This is a genomic window from Roseovarius sp. ZX-A-9 (assembly GCF_028369135.1).
GTDB lineage: Bacteria > Pseudomonadota > Alphaproteobacteria > Rhodobacterales > Rhodobacteraceae > Roseovarius.
The window spans coordinates 1-17,167 of record NZ_JAPWHW010000018.1; the positions used below are offsets into that span (position 1 = coordinate 1).

A 17,167-nucleotide genomic window follows, 5' to 3' on the forward strand; every position below is an offset into this window, starting at 1 on the left:
ATGACGCTGATGAAGGATCGGTTCATCGCCTTGCACATGATGTAGCTCAGGATCGCGCCCGAGGACCCCACCAGCGCACCCACCACGATCAGCAGGTCATTGCCAAGGCTGAAGCCGATCGCCGCCGCCGCCCAGCCCGAGTAGCTGTTGAGCATCGACACGACGACAGGCATGTCGGCGCCGCCGATCCCCATGATCAGGTGATAGCCCACGAACAGCGCCAGCAGCGTCATCACGAACAGTGGAAAGACCCCGCCGCTGTTGAAGTACCAGATCAGGCAGATCACCGACAGCGCCGCGGCGCCGGCATTGAGCATGTGCCCCCCCGGCAGCTTCTGCGCGGCGGTGTTCATCTTACCCGCCAGCTTGCCGAAGGCGACGATCGAGCCGGTGAAGGTCACCGCCCCGATGAACACGCCCAGGAACAGCTCCACCCGCAGGATCGAGATCTCGACGCTGCTCTTGTGCGCCAAAAGCGCCGCGAAGCCGTCGGTCAGCGCGCGCGCCGCCTCGTCCATGCCCAGCACGCGCACCAGTTCGAAATGCGCGTTGTAGCCGACAAAGACCGCCGCCAGCCCCACAAGGCTGTGCATCGCCGCGACAAGCTGCGGCATTTCCGTCATCTGCACCCGTTGCGCGACCACCACGCCGATGGCCCCGCCTCCTGCGATCAGCAGAAGCGACAGCAGCCACAGCCCCGAACCGGGGCCGATCAGCGTGGCGGTGACCGCCAGCGCCATGCCGACGATGCCGTACCAGACCGCGCGCTTGGCGCTTTCCTGCCCCGACAGCCCGCCCAGCGAGAGAATGAAGAGGATTGTCGCCACCACATAGGCGGCCGTTGTGAATCCGTATTCCATGATGCGGCCCTCCTCAGGATTTCTGGAACATGGCGAGCATGCGCCGTGTGACGAGGAACCCGCCGAATATGTTGATCCCGGCCATGAAGACCGACAGCCCGGCCAGCATCAGCACCAGCCACGAGCCCGAGCCGATCTGCATCAGCGCGCCGAGGATGATGATCGAACTGATCGCGTTGGTCACCGCCATCAGCGGCGTGTGCAGCGAATGCGCCACGCCCCAGATCACCTGGAAGCCGACGAAGACCGCCAGCACGAAGACGATGAAGTGCTGCATGAAACTGGCCGGAGCCACCAGCCCTACGGCCAGCAGCAGCCCGCCGCCGACGGCAAGCAGGGTCACCTGTTGCTTGGTCTGCGCCTTGAAGGCGGCCACCTCGTTTGCCCGTTTCTCGGCTGCGGTCAGCTCCTTCGGGGCCTCCTTCTTCGGCTGGGCCGCGATCGCGGCCACCTTGGGCGGTGGCGGCGGGAAGGTGACAGCGCCCGCATGGGTCACGGTGGCGCCCCGGATCACGTCATCCTCCATGTCATGCACGATCACGCCATCCTTCCCGGGCGTCAGATCGGACAGCATGTGGCGGATGTTGGTGGCGTAAAGCGTCGAGGCCTGCGCCGCCATCCGGCTGGGGAAATCGGTGTAGCCGATGATCGTCACGCCATTCTCGGTCACGATCTTCTCATCCATGACGGTCAGTTTGCAGTTGCCGCCCTTCTCCGCCGCCAGGTCAACAATGACAGAGCCCGGCTTCATCGCCGCGACCATGTCCTCGGTCCACAGCTCCGGCGCCTCGCGGTTCGGGATCAGCGCGGTGGTGATGACGATGTCCATCTCCGGCGCCAGTTCGCGGAACTTCGCCAGTTGCGCCTCGCGGAATTCCGGCGACGAAACAGAGGCATAACCGCCCGAGGCCGCGCCGTCAGATTGTTCTTCCTTGAAGTCGAGATAGACGAACTCGGCGCCCATGCTCTCGACCTGTTCGGCCACTTCGGGGCGCACGTCGAAGGCGTAGGTGATCGCCCCCAGCGACGTCGAGGTGCCGATCGCCGCCAGACCGGCAACGCCCGCGCCCACCACCAGGACCTTGGCCGGCGGCACCTTGCCCGCGGCCGTGATCTGACCGGTGAAGAAGCGGCCAAAGTTGTTGCCCGCCTCGATCACCGCGCGGTAGCCCGCGATATTGGCCATCGAGCTCAGCGCATCCATCTTCTGCGCCCGGCTGATCCGCGGCACCATCTCCATCGCGATGACCGTGGCACCCTTGTCGGCGGCCTGCTTGAGCTGCTTGTCATTGGCACCGGGGTTGAAGAAACTGATCAGCGTCTGCCCAGAGCGCAGCCGCTTCATCTCGGTATCGGTCGGCACCCGCACCTTGGCCACCACATCAGCCGCCTTCCACAGCGCCGCCGCGGTCTTGACCACCTCAACCCCCGCAGCCTTGTAAGCCGCATCCGAAAACCCCGCCGCCGCTCCCGCGCCCGCCTCGATCACGCATTCATGCCCAAGCTTGCGCAATTGCACCGCAGACTCCGGCGTCATCGCAACCCGCGACTCCCCCGACATAACTTCCCTAGGCGTCCCGATTTTCACCTGTCTATCCCCCTATTCCATCGCTTTGAGACCCGCGCGGCGTCAGCGCCGCGACGATCCGAAAGCATTTTTGCGGTTATTTCACATTGTAAAGCGACATGCGATATACAGAATGTTACAGCCAACGCCGAGTCTTTTGGCAATAGCGTGCGAAATCGGCCCTGAATTTGCGGCGCAGCATGTTTTCCTCTTTAATGATGAATCTAGTCTCGATCACCCAGACGAACACGGGAACCAGGATCAGCGCCAGCACCGCCTCCCAGCGCAGGATGAAACCTGCGAGAATCAGCGCATCGCCCAGGTAGATCGGATTGCGGCTCCGCCGGAAAATGCCCGAGGTTATCATCCGTTCCGCCTCGAGGTGGGGAATGATTGTGGTGCGCGCGCGCCGGAATTCCAGTGCGGCAAGGCCGATCAGAAGGAAACCGCCCCCGACCAGCAATCCGCCGACGAAATCCGACCAAGCACCACCGAATCCCAGACCAAACCCGAAGTGGTGCGCCTGTATCCACGTGAGGGCCAGAAATCCGATCAGCCAGACCGGCGGTGTGTCGAGCCATTTCATCTGAATCACTCCGTTTTGCGCGGCGAACAGCGCCGCTGCCGCAATTGCGCACAAACCTGCGACACTTGCCAGAGAAGGGCAATCCGCTACGCTGCGAAACATGGTTGAGGGTCTCATGATCCCGGATGGCAGCCGTACCCCGATCATGGGCGCTCAACAGGGCTGCGGGCACGCTCTTCGGGCCTTTAGCGCCCTGCCCGCGATGAACGTCCGCGAGGGGTGGAAGGACCGACCGAGGGAAACGCATCGATGACACGTGCCGAATTCAACGCCTTTTGCGCCCGCCTGCCGCAGACCCACCATGTGGTTCAGTGGCGCAATGCAGATGTGTGGAAAGTGGACACCAAGGTTTTCGCGATCTGCGGCTGGCATGACAACGACGCGGCGTTCACCTTCAAGGTCTCGGATATCGCCTGGGAGGTGTTGCAGGATCAGCCGGGCATCCGCCCTGCCCCATATCTTGCCTCGCGCGGCATGAAATGGTTGCAGCATTACGCCGCGCCGGGTTTGCCGGACGCCGCGCTGCGCGAGCATCTGATGCTGTCCTACCTGCTGGTCGCGGGCGGCATCAGCGGCAAGAAGCGTCGCGAGCTTGCCCTGCCCGACACGCTCGAGGCGCTTGCGGCGGCTGCCACCACACGCTGAGGCCGCGCGTCGCGGTATCGCCCTAATTCGTCCAGAATTTGCCGAAAAATCAACGTCATCCCGCCGCAGGTGATTTGTACCTTTTTCGCAAACAAAGCGCCGAAAGCATTTGAATCTTATCGGTGCGCGAAACAAGAAAACCGATTGATTGAGCAGGCCCGATGGCAACGATGAACTCTGGGCTTGGCGGCCCCGCAGGTTACGGCGAAAATGTCTTTACCACCGCAACCAAGGCGGCGGGCGGCAACGACGACGGCTCGGTCGCGATTGACACGACACCGGTCTTCGGCGCGAACGGGATCAACTTTTTCGGCAACGATTACGCGACCATCTATCTCAACACGAATGGCACGATTTCGTTCGGCACCACCTTCACCGATTGGCAGACATCGGATCTGACGGCCGAAACGACGCCGATGCTGGCCCCGTTCTTTGCGGATGTGAACCTCAACAGAGGTGGCGAGATCTACTGGGATGTCGACACCGGCGCGGGCACGATCACGATGACCTGGCTCGAGGTGCAACCCTATTCGGGAAGCGGCACCAACTCTTTCCAAGTGGTGCTGACCAGCGATGGCGCAGGCGATTTCACCGTCGAATACATCTATGAAAATATCGACTGGGCCGGTAGCGGCAGCGATCTGGCCGATGTGGGCTATACTGATGGCGGCGACAATGACGTGCTGCTGGACGGGTCGGGCAACAGCACCGAACTGCTGGCCTACGATACCAACGATTTCCAGAACGGCGATCCCGCTGGCGCCTACGCGATCAGCTTCGCGGACGGGATCCCGCAAATCCCTGACGGGATCGTTGACGGCACCGATGGCGCCGACACGATCGATGCCGCCTATGCGGATGATCCGGATGGTGATGTCATCGACGGCAATGACGCCCCCGGCACCGGCGGTAACGAAGACCTGGTCTATGCGCTTGGCGGTGATGACAGCGTGGCGGCGGGCGCCGGAAACGACACCATCTATGGCGGCAATGATGACGACACATTGGATGGTGGCGCTGGCAGCGACACGATCTATGGCGACAATGGCGGGCCGCAGCTCGCTTCGGCGGAATCGCTGAGCTGGAGTGCACAGGGCGGTGAAAACACCAACCTGGAAGGCGGGTTCACCCAGAACACCGGGGATATGGACGTCACCGTCAGCTTTGACGACGGCGGCGATACCGAACCGCTGTTGCGGATCGAGAGCACCGACAGGACCTATACCGAGAGCGGTGAACCGTTCAGCGACACATCGAACGCGTATCTCTACGGCGACAACGGCACCACATCGGTCACGAGCATCGCCTTTTCCGGGGCAGAGCGCAGCGGCTACGGCGATGAGGTCAGCAACGTCCAGTTTCGCATCAACGACATCGATTGGGGCAGCGGCAACCACACCGACATCCTGACCATCAACGCCTTCGACGCCAACGGCGATCCGGTGGCGGTGACCATCACCCCCGGCGGCTCTGACGAGGTGGTCGGCAACACCATCACGGCCGCCGCCGTGGCAGAGAGCCAATTGCAAGCGGGTGGTTCGGCTCTCATCACCATCGCAGGACCGGTTTCGAACATCGAAATCCTGTACTCGAACGGCCAGTCCGGCACCCAGGCGGTGTGGATCAGTGACATTCATTTCACCACCATTCCGCCCGTCGATGGCAATGACAGCATCGATGGTGGTGCCGGGCGCGACTATATCGATGGCGAAGGTGGCGACGACACCATCGATGGCGGCAACAGCGCCGACACCATCCTTGGCGGCGCGGGCAACGATGTCATCGTCGACAGCGGCGGCAGCGGGTCAGCCGACAGCATCGACGGCGGCACCGGCAATGACAGCATCGACGCCGGGCATGGCGACGACACGCTGATCGGCGGCGAAGGCGACGACACCCTGACCGGCAACCGTGGTGCGGATGTCTATGACGGCGGGGCCGGCGACGACGTGATGTACCTGTCGGAGGGCGACACAGCCGACGGTGGCGACGGCGACGACCTGTTCGTTCTGACCGATCTGGGCGAGACCGGCAGCAGCACCATCTCGATCACCGGCGGCGAAGGCGACGAGACCGATGGCGATACGCTGCAGCTCAACTCCGATGTCAGCTACAGCGACATCACCTTTACCAACACCGACGACAACGCTGGCGGGTTGTCGGGTAATTTCGCGATGGCCGATGGCACGGTCGTCACCTTCACCGAAATCGAGAATATCATCTGCTTCACCCCCGGCGTGCATATCCTGACCGAACACGGCTCTCGCCCGATCGAGACGCTGCGGGTCGGCGACCTGATCGTGACCCGCGACAACGGGCTGCAACCAATACGCTGGCTGGGCGCTCGCCGCGTTGCGGGGCTTGGGCGGTTCGCACCGGTCCACATCGCTCAGCATGTCATGCCGGGAGCCACCTGCCCGCTGCTGGTTTCGCCGCAGCATCGCATCGTGTTTTCAGGCTACCGGGCCGAACTGCTCTTTGGCGCGTCCGAGGTTCTGGTGTCGGCCAAACACCTGATCGATGGCGTCGATGTGCGCCAGATCGAGCAGACGCATGTCACTTATATCCATCTGATGCTCGATGCGCATGAAGTGGTTTTTGCCGACGGCGCTGCGACTGAGAGCTTTCACGCGGGCGACAGCGGCATTTCCGCGCTCAGCAACGTCAGCCGCCACGAGATATTCTCGATCTTTCCGGAACTGCGCAGCAACCCAAACGCCCATGGCCGCACCGCCCGCCGCTGCCTGAAGCGGCGCGAGGCGCAACTGTTGTGTTCAGATGCGCGCCCGCTCCGCGCGGCGGCATGATGTGCCACATTCTGACCCAAATCCGCTCTAATTCTGCCGCAACATTACCCACCTATCGCCAAATTCTCCTGCCAGACCGGGCGCTGGGAACCTAAGAGAAAAGTGAGCTGTGCGGAGGCTCCGCAGAGGTCCGGGAGGTGATGGAATGATAAACGACAAGACGGCAAACAGTGCCCAGCGCCGTGCTGCCCCCGGATCAGATCGGTCAGGCCCTGCCGAACGGTGGCGCACCACAACGCAGGCGTCGTCGCAGCCATCAGCGCGGTCGTTTTTCTGCGCCCCGCTTCACGGCACGCCGGTCACACCGGTTGCCCAGCACGACTGAAGCCCCCCAACCTGATCTTGATTTCTGGCCCAACGCAGGCGACGGCACGACCGAAAACCGCGGCTCCGGGCCACGCCATCCCTGCACCTTAGGCGGATTTCCGGGGCTGCGGGCGCTTTTGCCCGCGTTTTTGGCTGGACCAGGCCCGCGCCGCATCGCCAAATGCGCCAAACAGCGGGCGCGAGGCCGCATCATTCACCGCGTTCCATTCCGGATGCCATTGCACCGACAGCGTAAAGCCCGGCGCACCATCCACATAAATCGCCTCGGGCGTCCCGTCAGGCGCATGCCCGTCGATGACGATCCCCGGAGCGGCATCGCGTATCCCCTGCCCGTGCAGCGTGTTGGTCATGACCTCTTGCGCGCCGATCAGGCGGTGGAAAACGCCACCTTCGGAAAACGTGACCTTGTGACGGAGCGCAAACTGCTCTTCCAGCGTGCCGTCGGGCGGCATGCGGTGGTTGTCACGCCCCGGCAGATCGCGGATTTCCGGATAGAGCGTGCCGCCCAGCGCCACGTTCACTTCCTGAAAGCCACGGCAGACGCCCAGAAACGGCTGACCGCGTTCAACGCAGGCCCGGATCAGCGGCAATGTGATCGCATCGCGCGCCAGATCGAACACGCCATGCGCCTCGGTCGGGGTTTCACCATAATGTTGCGGATGCACATTGGGCCGTCCGCCGGTCAGCAGAAAGCCGTCGCAATGGGCCAGCAGTTCATCGACCGTGACCAGATCGGGATCGCTGGGCACGATCATCGGCATGCAACCCGAGGCCAGCGCGATGGCTTCGGAATTCATTCGCCCACCCGCATGTACCGGGTAACGGTCTTCGATCACGTAACAATTGCCGATGATGCCTACGAGGGGACGTGCCATGAGAATCCTGCCTGCTGAGCCTGCCCCTTGGTACAACGTGCCGCGCCGCATGAAAACAATTTCGGCGAACACGTGGTTGCGCATTTTTGCAGGGAATGGTGGGTTTGCTTTCCTTTGTCCGACATCTGCGCATAGCACGTTTGCATGATCACCCATTGAAGGGTGGGTTTGGGTGACATAACGTCCGAACCGCACGCTATCCCCCCAGTCGCCGGAGACCGAGACCATGAAAGATGCCGCCCCCCAGCCTATTTTCCTGGCGGATTACACCCCGCCCGCCTACCTGATCTCAGACGTGCAACTGACCTTTCGGCTATCCCCCAGTGCCACCCGCGTGCTGAGCCGGATCTCATTCCGCCCCAATCCCGATGCGAAAAGCCGCGATTTCAGCCTGCACGGCGAAAACCTGACGCTGATCTCTGCGGCAATCGACGGCGCGCCTGTCACGCCCACGCTGACCGAGACCGGGCTGAGCTGCGACGTACCGGACGCGCCCTTCATCTGGGAGGCGGAAGTGGAGATCGCCCCCGCCGCCAACACCGCGCTCGAAGGGCTCTACATGTCGAACGGCATGTACTGCACCCAATGCGAGGCCGAAGGCTTCCGCAAGATCACCTATTACCCGGACCGGCCCGACGTCATGGCCGTCTTTTCCGTGCGAATCGAAGGCGACGCGCCGGTGATGCTGTCCAACGGCAATCTGGTGGCACAGGGCGATGGCTTTGCAGAATGGCATGATCCGTGGCCAAAACCTGCGTATCTCTTTGCACTGGTGGCCGGAGAGCTGGTCAACCACCCCGGCCAATTCACCACCCGGTCGGGCCGCGAAGTAGAGCTGAATATCTGGGTGCGCCCCGGTGACGAGGGCAAATGCGCCTTCGGAATGCAGGCGCTCAAGGCGTCGATGCGCTGGGACGAAGAAGTTTACGGGCGCGAATACGATCTGGATCTTTTCAACATCGTGGCGGTCGATGATTTCAACATGGGCGCGATGGAGAACAAGGGGTTGAATATATTCAACTCTTCCTGCGTCCTGGCCTCGCCCGAGACGTCCACGGACGCCAATTTCGAGCGGATCGAGGCGATCATCGCGCATGAGTATTTCCACAACTGGACCGGCAACCGGATCACCTGCCGCGACTGGTTTCAGCTGTGCCTGAAAGAGGGGCTGACCGTCTACCGCGACTCGCAGTTCACCTCAGACATGCGCAGCGCCCCGGTGAAACGTATCGAGGATGTGATCGCCCTGCGCGCGCGCCAGTTCCGCGAAGATAACGGCCCGCTGGCGCATCCGGTGCGGCCATCGAGCTTTGTCGAGATCAACAATTTTTACACTGCAACGATCTATGAAAAGGGCGCCGAGGTGATCGGTATGCTGAAAACGCTGGTGGGGGATGAGGCCTACTACCGGGCGCTCGACCTTTATTTCGAGCGCCACGATGGCGATGCGGCCACGATCGAGGATTGGCTGAAAGTGTTCGAGGATGCGACGGGCCGTGACCTGACGCAGTTCCGCCGCTGGTACGATGACGCAGGCACACCCCGCGTGACCGTGACGGATGATTTTGCAGACGGCACCTATACGCTGCATCTGCGCCAGCACACACCGCCCACGCCGGGCCAGGAAGACAAGCCACCGCGCGTGATCCCCATTGCCGTCGGCCTGCTGGCGTCAGATGGCACCGAGGTACAAGCAACCAAAATTCTGGAAATGACCGAAGAAGCGCAGAGTTTCCGCTTTGGGGGCTTGGCAGCAAAACCGGTGCCATCGATCTTGCGCGGTTTTTCGGCACCGGTGATTATCGAACGCGATGCGGGTGCCGCAGAACGCGCCTTCCTGCTGGCCCATGACACCGACCCGTTCAACAAGTGGGAGGCAGGCCGCGAACTGGCACGCGAAGGGCTGCTGGCGATGATCCGCGATGGCGCCGCGCCGGATGACCGTTATCTTGATGCGATTCAGACGATGGCACGCGATGACAGCCTTGACCCCGCGTTCCGCGCGCTGGCACTGGGGCTGCCCAGCCAGGATGATCTGGCGCAGGCGCTGCATGATGGCGGCACCGCGCCCGACCCGCAGGCGATCTGGGAGGCGCTGGAAACGCTGCGGCAGGCGCGCGCACAGGCGATGCAGGACGTCGCGACCCGGCTCTATGCGCAGCATCAGGTAACGGCCCCCTACAGCCCTGATGCGGCCCAGTCTGGTGCGCGGGCGCTGGCAAATGCGGCGCTGGCGATGATCACCCGGATCGACGGCGGCGCGCAGGCGCAGCGCCAGTATGACAGCGCGGACAACATGACCCAGCAACTGGCGGCGCTGGGATGCCTGCTGCAGGCCGGAAACGGCGCTGCCGCCACCGCCGCCTTTTACGATCAATGGCAGCACGACCGCCTTGTGATCGACAAATGGTTCAGCCTGCAAATCGTGAACGCTGCGCCGCAGGATGCGGCCCGTATCGCGCGCGAACTTACCCAGCATCCTGATTTCACGCTGAAAAACCCCAACCGGTTCCGCGCCACGTTGGGCGCGTTGACGATGTCACCGGCCGGGTTCCACCATGCCAGTGGCGCGGGGTACGAGTTGTTGACCGATTGCCTCATCAAGCTTGATCCGCTCAACCCGCAGACCACTGCGCGGATGTGCTCGGCGTTCGAGACGTGGCGCCGCTATGACGCCGACCGTCAGGCACTGATCACACGGCAACTGCACCGTATTCTGGCGCAGCCGAACCTCAGCCGCGACACCAACGAGATGGTCAGCCGTATTCTGGGATGATGACGCTCAATCGCCGGTCGCTATGTCAGCGGCCGGTTTTGGCCGTGCCTTGGGCCGCGGCGACGTGGTCACGGCGCAAAAGCTCTGCTGGCGCAACCAGCCCGCCATATCGGCGCGTTTACGGGACGAGCGCATCGGCCCCCAATCAGCCGCCACCCCACGCCAGCGCCGCTCCTTGACCGCGATGGCCTGATCGCGCGGGACGGTGACGGCCAGGATGCGAATCGCACAGCTGAGATTGGCCGCCCCGTCCTTGAGCGCCGAGCCAGAGCGCGCCATACAGCCGTAGCCGCGCGCCGTTGACGGCAGGATCTGAAGCAGACCGTACCATTTGCCTCCCCCACCCACCGCATCTGGTCGGTATGTGCTCTCATGCTTGGCCAGGGCGGACAGGAAGCCGACCCAAAAGGCACGACGTTGTGGCGGGGGAGCACTTACGTAACCCGGACACCACTCTGCGATGTCGCGGGGCACGGTATTTTCCAATGCCTTGCCATGGGTCCGGAGCGCGGCCAGCGCACCCCGCGTCCACCGCGCCGCCTCGGGCCGGTGTTCCCAGCGGGTCGGCGGAATCTCGCTAGGCCGTGCGACGGGTTTAATCTCGCCCAGCGACCCGTCTTCGCTCCCTACCGCCGAAACCGGCGCCAGAAAAATCATGCAAATACAAAGGGCAAACCGGATCATCCGGCATAATCGCCGGAAACGCGATCAAAGGCAATGACCCTCTGGATTTGGCCGTTTCATCTTGGCTTCTCCAAACCGGTGTCATGTTTTGGCCCGATTGCCCCGGCATCCTCCGAGGCAACAGAAAATGAACTCCTGCCACGAGGCGAAAACCCAGTGTCACTATCCCTGCCATTCACGACTGTTGCGCAAAATTTCATTGGCCGTGCAAAGCTGCGGCGCGCCCTGTTTGGCAAATTTCCGCGCCTGATGGGGAGGGCGGCGGTAGGGCGGCCCCGCAGTGGCCGGATCGACATCGACGCGCTCAGCCGCCGGATCATCCTGCCCTCAATGCCGATCACCGACGAAGAAATGGCGCGCGCCGAGTTTCAGGATCGCGGGCTGAAGCTTGCCCGGCAGGAATTGTGGGATCAACTGGCCGAGGCAATCCATGACGCCGATGCGGCCCGCACGGCGACACCGGGTGGCGAATCTGCGGCGATGTTGCTCAGCTTCGGGGCGCGCAGCGACGTTGTGGCGATGGCCGAGGACGCGCTGTTCGAAGGCACCGCCCCGCCGAGCAGCGGCATTGACGCATTCGAAGCGATCCTCGCCGACGCGCCGGACGATTACGCCCGCGCGATGATCGTCGCGGCGGCCCATATCGACATCGGCTGGGCTTGGCGCCACGCGCCTGACAGCCCGCTGACCGAACAGCCCGATGTAAGGGTGGACCGATTCAAGGCGCATTTCGACCGCGCCGCCGATCTGCTGATGCCGTTCAGCGGACTGGCCGAAAACGCCCCCTCGCTTGCGGCGACCGAATGCGCGCTGCTGGCGGCGCAGACCCGCATTGAACGCAATGTGGCAGACGACTTCGAGGATCTCATCGACCTTGATCCCACCAGCCCGCGCCATATGCGCGCGCTGGGTCAGACGTTGCTGCCCAGCCGCCTGGGCGATTACAGGACCCTGGAACTGGAGGCGCGGCGCACGGCCGCGCGCACCGGCGATATCTGGGGCGCCGGAGCCTATGCTTGGGTCTATCTCGATGCACTGGCGCTGGATGTCGGTGCGCTCGACCTGCTGGATACCGCGTTTTTTGCAGATGGGCTGCGCGACATTCTGGCCCGCTGCCCGGATCAGCATACTGCAAACCTGCTGGCGGCCTTTTGCGCCGTGTCGATGCGCCCGCAGGACGGCGCGCCCCAAGCCACGGCCGCCGTGCGCGCCGCACTACATGGCAACCTGAAGTGGATATTGTCGGATCATCTTCACGAACTGCATCCGTTGATCTGGACACAGGCGCTGCATAGCCCCGGCCAGACGATCCGCCTGCCCACGCGGCGCGCCTTGATCAGTGAAGGCCGCCAGACAGCGCTCCGCGCCATCGCTTCGATCTTTGCCGATGATATCTCCGATGGCAGCAGTATCGCATTTTCGCCCGCGGGGATGTACCACCTGCCTGCGATCTGAGCCCGCTCGGCCTATCCCCTGCGGTTTTGCGATGCCCATTCTCGCATCGCTTCCAGAACCGGCGATAACGCGGAACCGCCCGGTGTCAGCACATATGCTGACCGGGGCGGGTTCTCGGAATAGGGATGCCGCGTGATCAGCCCGGCCTCTTCCATCCGCTTGAGCCGCGCCGAGAGCGTGTTGGGTGAAACACCCAGACCATCCTGCAAATCCAGAAAACGACTCGGACCTTCGCGAAGCAGCGCGGCAATCAGCAACAAGGTCCACTTGTCCCCAACCAATTCTATCGCGTGTTCCTGAGCACGCTGTTCTTTATCACTCTTACCCATGAGCCCCCAGAAAAGCATTATAACGTTTGAGGTTAGCCCAAGAAAATCAACCTTTGCGGTATTTTGCAATCGCAATTCGCTCGCTCGCTACTGTTTGTCGCCATTTTGCCAAACTCACCCCGCGCCCACAGCCTGGCCCGGTGCCAGCGTGCAGGCTCTTGCCCCCTTTCGCACGCTGCCCTAGAACCCTGCTCACGTGACCTGAAGCGTTTCGAGCTGTTCTTGAGGCACGAAGAGTGTTCGAAACGCCCATCACACTGACATGTTGCGCGCGTTCCGAGAGAAGCGCTTTAGGAGGGCAGCCCATGCTGGATCTGACATATGAGACCCCCAAACCACGCGTGATTGCCGGGGCGAAACACGATTGGGAACTGGTCATCGGCATGGAAGTGCATGCCCAGGTGGCCTCGAATGCCAAGCTGTTCTCGGGCGCCTCCACCCGTTTCGGGGCTGAGCCCAATTCCAATGTTGCTTTCGTCGACGCCGCGATGCCGGGCATGCTGCCAGTCATCAATGAATTCTGCATCGAGCTGGCTGTGCGCACCGGGCTGGGCCTGAAGGCGCAGATCAACCTGAAGTCAGCCTTTGACCGCAAGAATTACTTCTACCCCGACCTGCCACAAGGCTATCAGATCAGCCAGCTGTACCACCCCATCGTCGGCGAGGGCGAAATCCTTGTGGACATGGAGCCGGGTATCGCGCGGCTGGTGCGGATCGAGCGAATCCACATGGAGCAGGACGCGGGCAAATCCATTCACGACATGGACCCCAACATGTCCTTTGTCGACCTCAACCGCACCGGTGTCTGCCTGATGGAGATCGTCAGCCGCCCCGACATTCGCGGCCCCGAAGAGGCGGCGGCCTATGTGCTGAAGATGCGCCAGATCCTACGTTATCTGGGCACTTGTGATGGCAACATGCAGAACGGCAACCTGCGCGCCGACGTGAATGTCAGCGTATGTCGTCCGGGCCAGTACGAGAAGTATCAGGAAACACAGGATTTTTCCCATCTCGGCACGCGCTGCGAAATCAAGAACATGAACTCTACGCGGTTCATCCAGATGGCCATCGACTATGAGGCGCGCCGCCAGATCGGCATTCTTGAGGCTGGCGGAACGGTCGATCAGGAAACCCGCCTGTATGATCCGGACAAGAACGAGACACGCTCGATGCGCTCGAAAGAAGAGGCGCATGATTACCGCTATTTCCCCGATCCCGATCTGCTTCCGCTGGAGATCGAGCAGGCCTGGGTGGACGAAATCGCCGCCTCTCTGCCCGAGCTTCCGGATGCGAAAAAAGCGCGATTTGTCAAAGACTTCGGGCTGAGCGAATATGACGCGTCAGTGCTGACGGCGGATATGGAAAGTGCCGGATATTTCGAGGCCGCAGCCGCTGGCCGCGATGGCAAGCTGGTGGCGAACTGGGTCATCAACGAGTTGTTCGGGCGACTCAAGAAAGAGGGCGCGGATATCACCGCCAGCCCGGTCAGCCCCGAGCAGCTGGGCGGGATCGTGGACCTGATCGCCTCGGACGCGATCAGCGGCAAGATTGCCAAGGATCTGTTTGAAATCGTCTATACAGAGGGCGGCGATCCTGCTGATATCGTTGAGAAACGTGGCATGAAGCAGGTCACCGATACCGGTGCCATCGAGGCCGCCGTGGACCAGATTATCGCCGACAACCCCGCACAGGTGGAGAAGGCGCAAGCCAACCCCAAACTGGCCGGCTGGTTCGTGGGGCAAGTGATGAAGGCCACGGGCGGCAAGGCCAACCCCAAGGCCGTCAACCAGATCGTGAGCGCCAAGCTGGGGCTGTAAACCCGGCATCGGTATCACATCGGTATTACGTCGGTCCCCTGTCGGTGCGCGGCGCGCTGGGAAATGTTTTGCGCCGCGCGGCCGCTGCTGAGCGGGTGCGACGCCAGTGTATCTGTGCTGATCCGGAGAAGGGAATGTTTGGCCCGCCTGGTTGTCCGAGCCATGCTTCATGGAACCCGTCGCTTCACGGCCCAATGCGGACCTTTACGGAACGCGCGGATGCTGCGATACAGCACAACCGAAATTTGATCGTATGAACTTTGGACACGGATGGAAAAAGCACTTACATCTAACCAAGTGATGCATAAGTTTGATCTGGGTTGTGCAGAACGCGTGCACCAGACGAGCAGTGTGTTCAGGAAGGATTGTGGATGTTGGATGAGATGGGAGGGCACCGGATCGAGACGCATCCGTCGGATGCGTGCGAACTTATGCCTCTCGCGGCCGCAGAAGCGACGTTCCGTTCCGACGAGGCGATAAGCTTCGACGATCCTTTCGCACTCGAGCTCATGTCGACTGCACCTCTGCGTCGGCTCGCCGGTATCGGCTTTCTGGGGGCGATCGACTTCATGCGCCACGGGTCGGGCCGCTCCGCCCATAGGCGGCGGCATAATCGCCTTGAGCATACTCTCGGCGTGGCCCGCCTTGCAGACACCTACGCGCGCGAGGCGGGACTCTGCCAGCAGCGCCGCCGCCTACTCGTCGCGGCCGCTCTATTGCATGATGTCGGGCATGGACCGCTGTCTCATACGCTGGAGCCCGTATTTGCGGAAGCTTTCGACGTTGATCATCACTCGATGACCAGGCGCATCGTGCTGGGAGAGACGCGCTCCGGACGCGCGGTCTATGCTTCCTTGCGTGGCGCGAATCTCGATCCCGATGAAGTGCTCGCCATGATAGATGGTCATCATGATGGCCCCGATGCCTTTCTCTTCGCCGGCTCTATAAATTTCGATACATTAGATGGCATCGCGCGCAGCCGGGCATTCATGGAGCCCCGCGCTGCGCCGCTTGCCATGCTGCGGGCGGTTCGACGCTGGGCGCAGACTGGCCATGCTCCGCTTTCGCAATTCGACGCGTTCTGGACGCTCAAGCATGACGTCTACACCCTTCTGATCGGCGGCGCACGTGGACGCTTACTGGACGCTATCGCGCAGGCTTATATGAGGGCTAACATCGACGCATTCGATGCGACCGATTTCGAGCGCAGTGAGGGGACGCTTCGTAAGCGTCACCCGCAGTTGTTTGATGTGCTTGGCCGCGTAGCGGATCGACGGTCGTCCTTGAAGGATTATCTCCCCGGCAACTGGATGAAGGGCGAGGTGATGGTCAAAGATCGGGCCTTCACAGTGTGCACAGATAGCGAGTTGGACGAGCCCGGCCAACTCGATGCGCGCTATACACAAACCAAATCCACGCGACGTGTCTCAATTGAAGAACTGGTTGAAGCACTATGAATATAGCAAAGCTGAACAAAGGCGCAGATGTGGCCAGAGTGCTCGACGGCACTCGCAATAAGTCCGAAGAGATACTTGAAATACTGCGCTCGGTCGCGGCTGACCTGCTTCGCGGAGATTCGGACCTTATCATCGGCGTGAATGGCAGCATCGCGAGGCGGGAAGCGACGAGTGGGTCAGACGTGGACCTCTTCTTCCTAACGGTCGGCGGTGACATTGATGCTGCGAAAGCGGCGCAGACAGAGTATCGCAAGCGCCTTGTCGCAATGGGCATAAAAATGCCCGCGGCTGGCGGCGTGTTCGAGAGTCCTCTTCAGACCACACAACTGACGGCGACGATCGGAGGGGAGGACGACACGAACACGTATATCACCCGGCGGATGCTCTATCTTCTCGAGGGCGAATGGGTGGCAAACAAGGATGGTTTCGACTGTCTTCGATCGGACCTTATCGCACGTTACGTCTCCGAAGACCTCGACGATCAGAAGATCGTGCGCTTTTTCCTCAACGACGTGATCCGTTACTGGCGCACGATCTGCGTGGACTTCGAGAACAAGACCGCCGATTCAACCAAGCCGCGGGCAATCCGCCTCGTGAAGCTGCGACTATCACGCATGCTCCTTTACTTTGCAGGCATCGCGGCGGCCCGGCAGACCGTTGGCTGTGACGCGGCGACCAAGAGAGAGAGGCTTGCCGAATTGCTCGCTCTTCCGCCTTTGGAACGCCTCAGGCAGATCTACGGGCTGAACAAGATGATGCCTGTCCAAGCTCTCTACGCCAGCTTCCTGTCGGCCCTCGACAATAGGAAGATCCGGTCGCAGTTGGAGTTGCCCGGTGCTGCGGGAATGGACACACTGGAATTTGAAGAGCTCAGCGAAGTGGCGCGCGAATTCAAGACCGAACTGCTCACGCTCCTCGATATGGACGTGGGCGTCCCTCCTTTAATAGAAGCGCTACTCCTCTGATCGGGAACGATGATTTA

General features: G+C 61.9%; 13 protein-coding genes. 7 read left to right on the forward strand and 6 right to left on the reverse strand.

The genetic code is table 11. The features are described 5' to 3' along the window. The 3 genes from O3306_RS16430 to O3306_RS16440 all read right to left on the reverse strand — a co-directional run. A partial coding sequence (locus tag O3306_RS16430) for an NAD(P)(+) transhydrogenase (Re/Si-specific) subunit beta (RefSeq protein ID WP_272009265.1) occupies nt 1-860 on the reverse strand: 860 nt, incomplete at its 3' end. 13 nt (nt 861-873) lie between these two features. Continuing rightward, entirely contained in the window at nt 874-2,448 is a 1,575-nt protein-coding gene (locus O3306_RS16435) for a Re/Si-specific NAD(P)(+) transhydrogenase subunit alpha (protein WP_272009267.1), read from the reverse strand. A 115-nt stretch (nt 2,449-2,563) separates the two neighbouring features. Further along, complete coding sequence (locus O3306_RS16440; RefSeq protein WP_272009268.1) at nt 2,564-3,013, reverse strand: methyltransferase family protein; 450 nt, start codon at nt 3,011-3,013, stop codon at nt 2,564-2,566. 249 nt (nt 3,014-3,262) lie between these two features. Between O3306_RS16440 and O3306_RS16445 the strand changes: the two genes are divergently transcribed. Continuing rightward, nucleotides 3,263-3,658 (forward strand): MmcQ/YjbR family DNA-binding protein, encoded by a 396-nt coding sequence (locus tag O3306_RS16445; RefSeq protein WP_272009270.1) that lies wholly within the window; start codon nt 3,263-3,265, stop codon nt 3,656-3,658. A gap of 161 nt (nt 3,659-3,819) precedes the next feature. Then, nucleotides 3,820-6,465 carry a Hint domain-containing protein gene (locus tag O3306_RS16450; protein ID WP_272009272.1) on the forward strand — a complete coding sequence of 882 codons (2,646 nt, stop codon included), beginning with the start codon at nt 3,820-3,822 and terminating at the stop codon, nt 6,463-6,465. A gap of 413 nt (nt 6,466-6,878) precedes the next feature. Here O3306_RS16450 and O3306_RS16455 read toward each other — a convergent pair whose 3' ends face one another. Continuing rightward, nucleotides 6,879-7,667, reverse strand: coding sequence for a gamma-glutamyl-gamma-aminobutyrate hydrolase family protein (locus O3306_RS16455; protein WP_272009274.1), 789 nt, complete (start codon nt 7,665-7,667; stop codon nt 6,879-6,881). 226 nt (nt 7,668-7,893) lie between these two features. On the opposite strand from O3306_RS16455, the gene pepN reads away from it, so the two are divergent. Next, a complete protein-coding gene (pepN, locus tag O3306_RS16460; RefSeq protein ID WP_272009276.1) occupies nt 7,894-10,443 on the forward strand; it encodes an aminopeptidase N in 2,550 nt (849 codons plus the stop codon). Between the two features lie 6 nt (nt 10,444-10,449). Here the strand turns inward: pepN and O3306_RS16465 are convergent, their stop codons facing one another. Further along, nucleotides 10,450-11,100: a transglycosylase SLT domain-containing protein gene (locus O3306_RS16465; protein WP_272009278.1), complete on the reverse strand. Its 651-nt coding sequence runs from the start codon at nt 11,098-11,100 to the stop codon at nt 10,450-10,452. A 183-nt stretch (nt 11,101-11,283) separates the two neighbouring features. On the opposite strand from O3306_RS16465, the gene O3306_RS16470 reads away from it, so the two are divergent. Then, nucleotides 11,284-12,582 carry a hypothetical protein gene (locus O3306_RS16470; RefSeq protein ID WP_272009280.1) on the forward strand — a complete coding sequence of 433 codons (1,299 nt, stop codon included), beginning with the start codon at nt 11,284-11,286 and terminating at the stop codon, nt 12,580-12,582. A gap of 11 nt (nt 12,583-12,593) precedes the next feature. On the opposite strand, the gene O3306_RS16475 is transcribed toward O3306_RS16470, so the two are convergent. Further along, a complete protein-coding gene (locus O3306_RS16475; protein ID WP_272009282.1) occupies nt 12,594-12,980 on the reverse strand; it encodes a winged helix-turn-helix transcriptional regulator in 387 nt (128 codons plus the stop codon). A gap of 236 nt (nt 12,981-13,216) precedes the next feature. On the opposite strand from O3306_RS16475, the gene gatB reads away from it, so the two are divergent. The 3 genes from gatB to O3306_RS16490 all read left to right on the forward strand — a co-directional run bounded on the left by gatB (nt 13,217) and on the right by O3306_RS16490 (nt 17,150). Next, nucleotides 13,217-14,728 (forward strand): Asp-tRNA(Asn)/Glu-tRNA(Gln) amidotransferase subunit GatB, encoded by a 1,512-nt coding sequence (gene gatB, locus O3306_RS16480; protein WP_272009284.1) that lies wholly within the window; start codon nt 13,217-13,219, stop codon nt 14,726-14,728. Between the two features lie 371 nt (nt 14,729-15,099). Next, nucleotides 15,100-16,185, forward strand: a complete 1,086-nt coding sequence (locus tag O3306_RS16485) for an HD domain-containing protein (RefSeq protein ID WP_272009286.1) — start codon at nt 15,100-15,102, stop codon at nt 16,183-16,185. Further along, entirely contained in the window at nt 16,182-17,150 is a 969-nt protein-coding gene (locus tag O3306_RS16490) for a hypothetical protein (protein WP_272009288.1), read from the forward strand. The genes O3306_RS16485 and O3306_RS16490 overlap by 4 nt, the downstream gene beginning before the upstream one ends. Nucleotides 17,151-17,167: the final 17 nt, after the last annotated feature.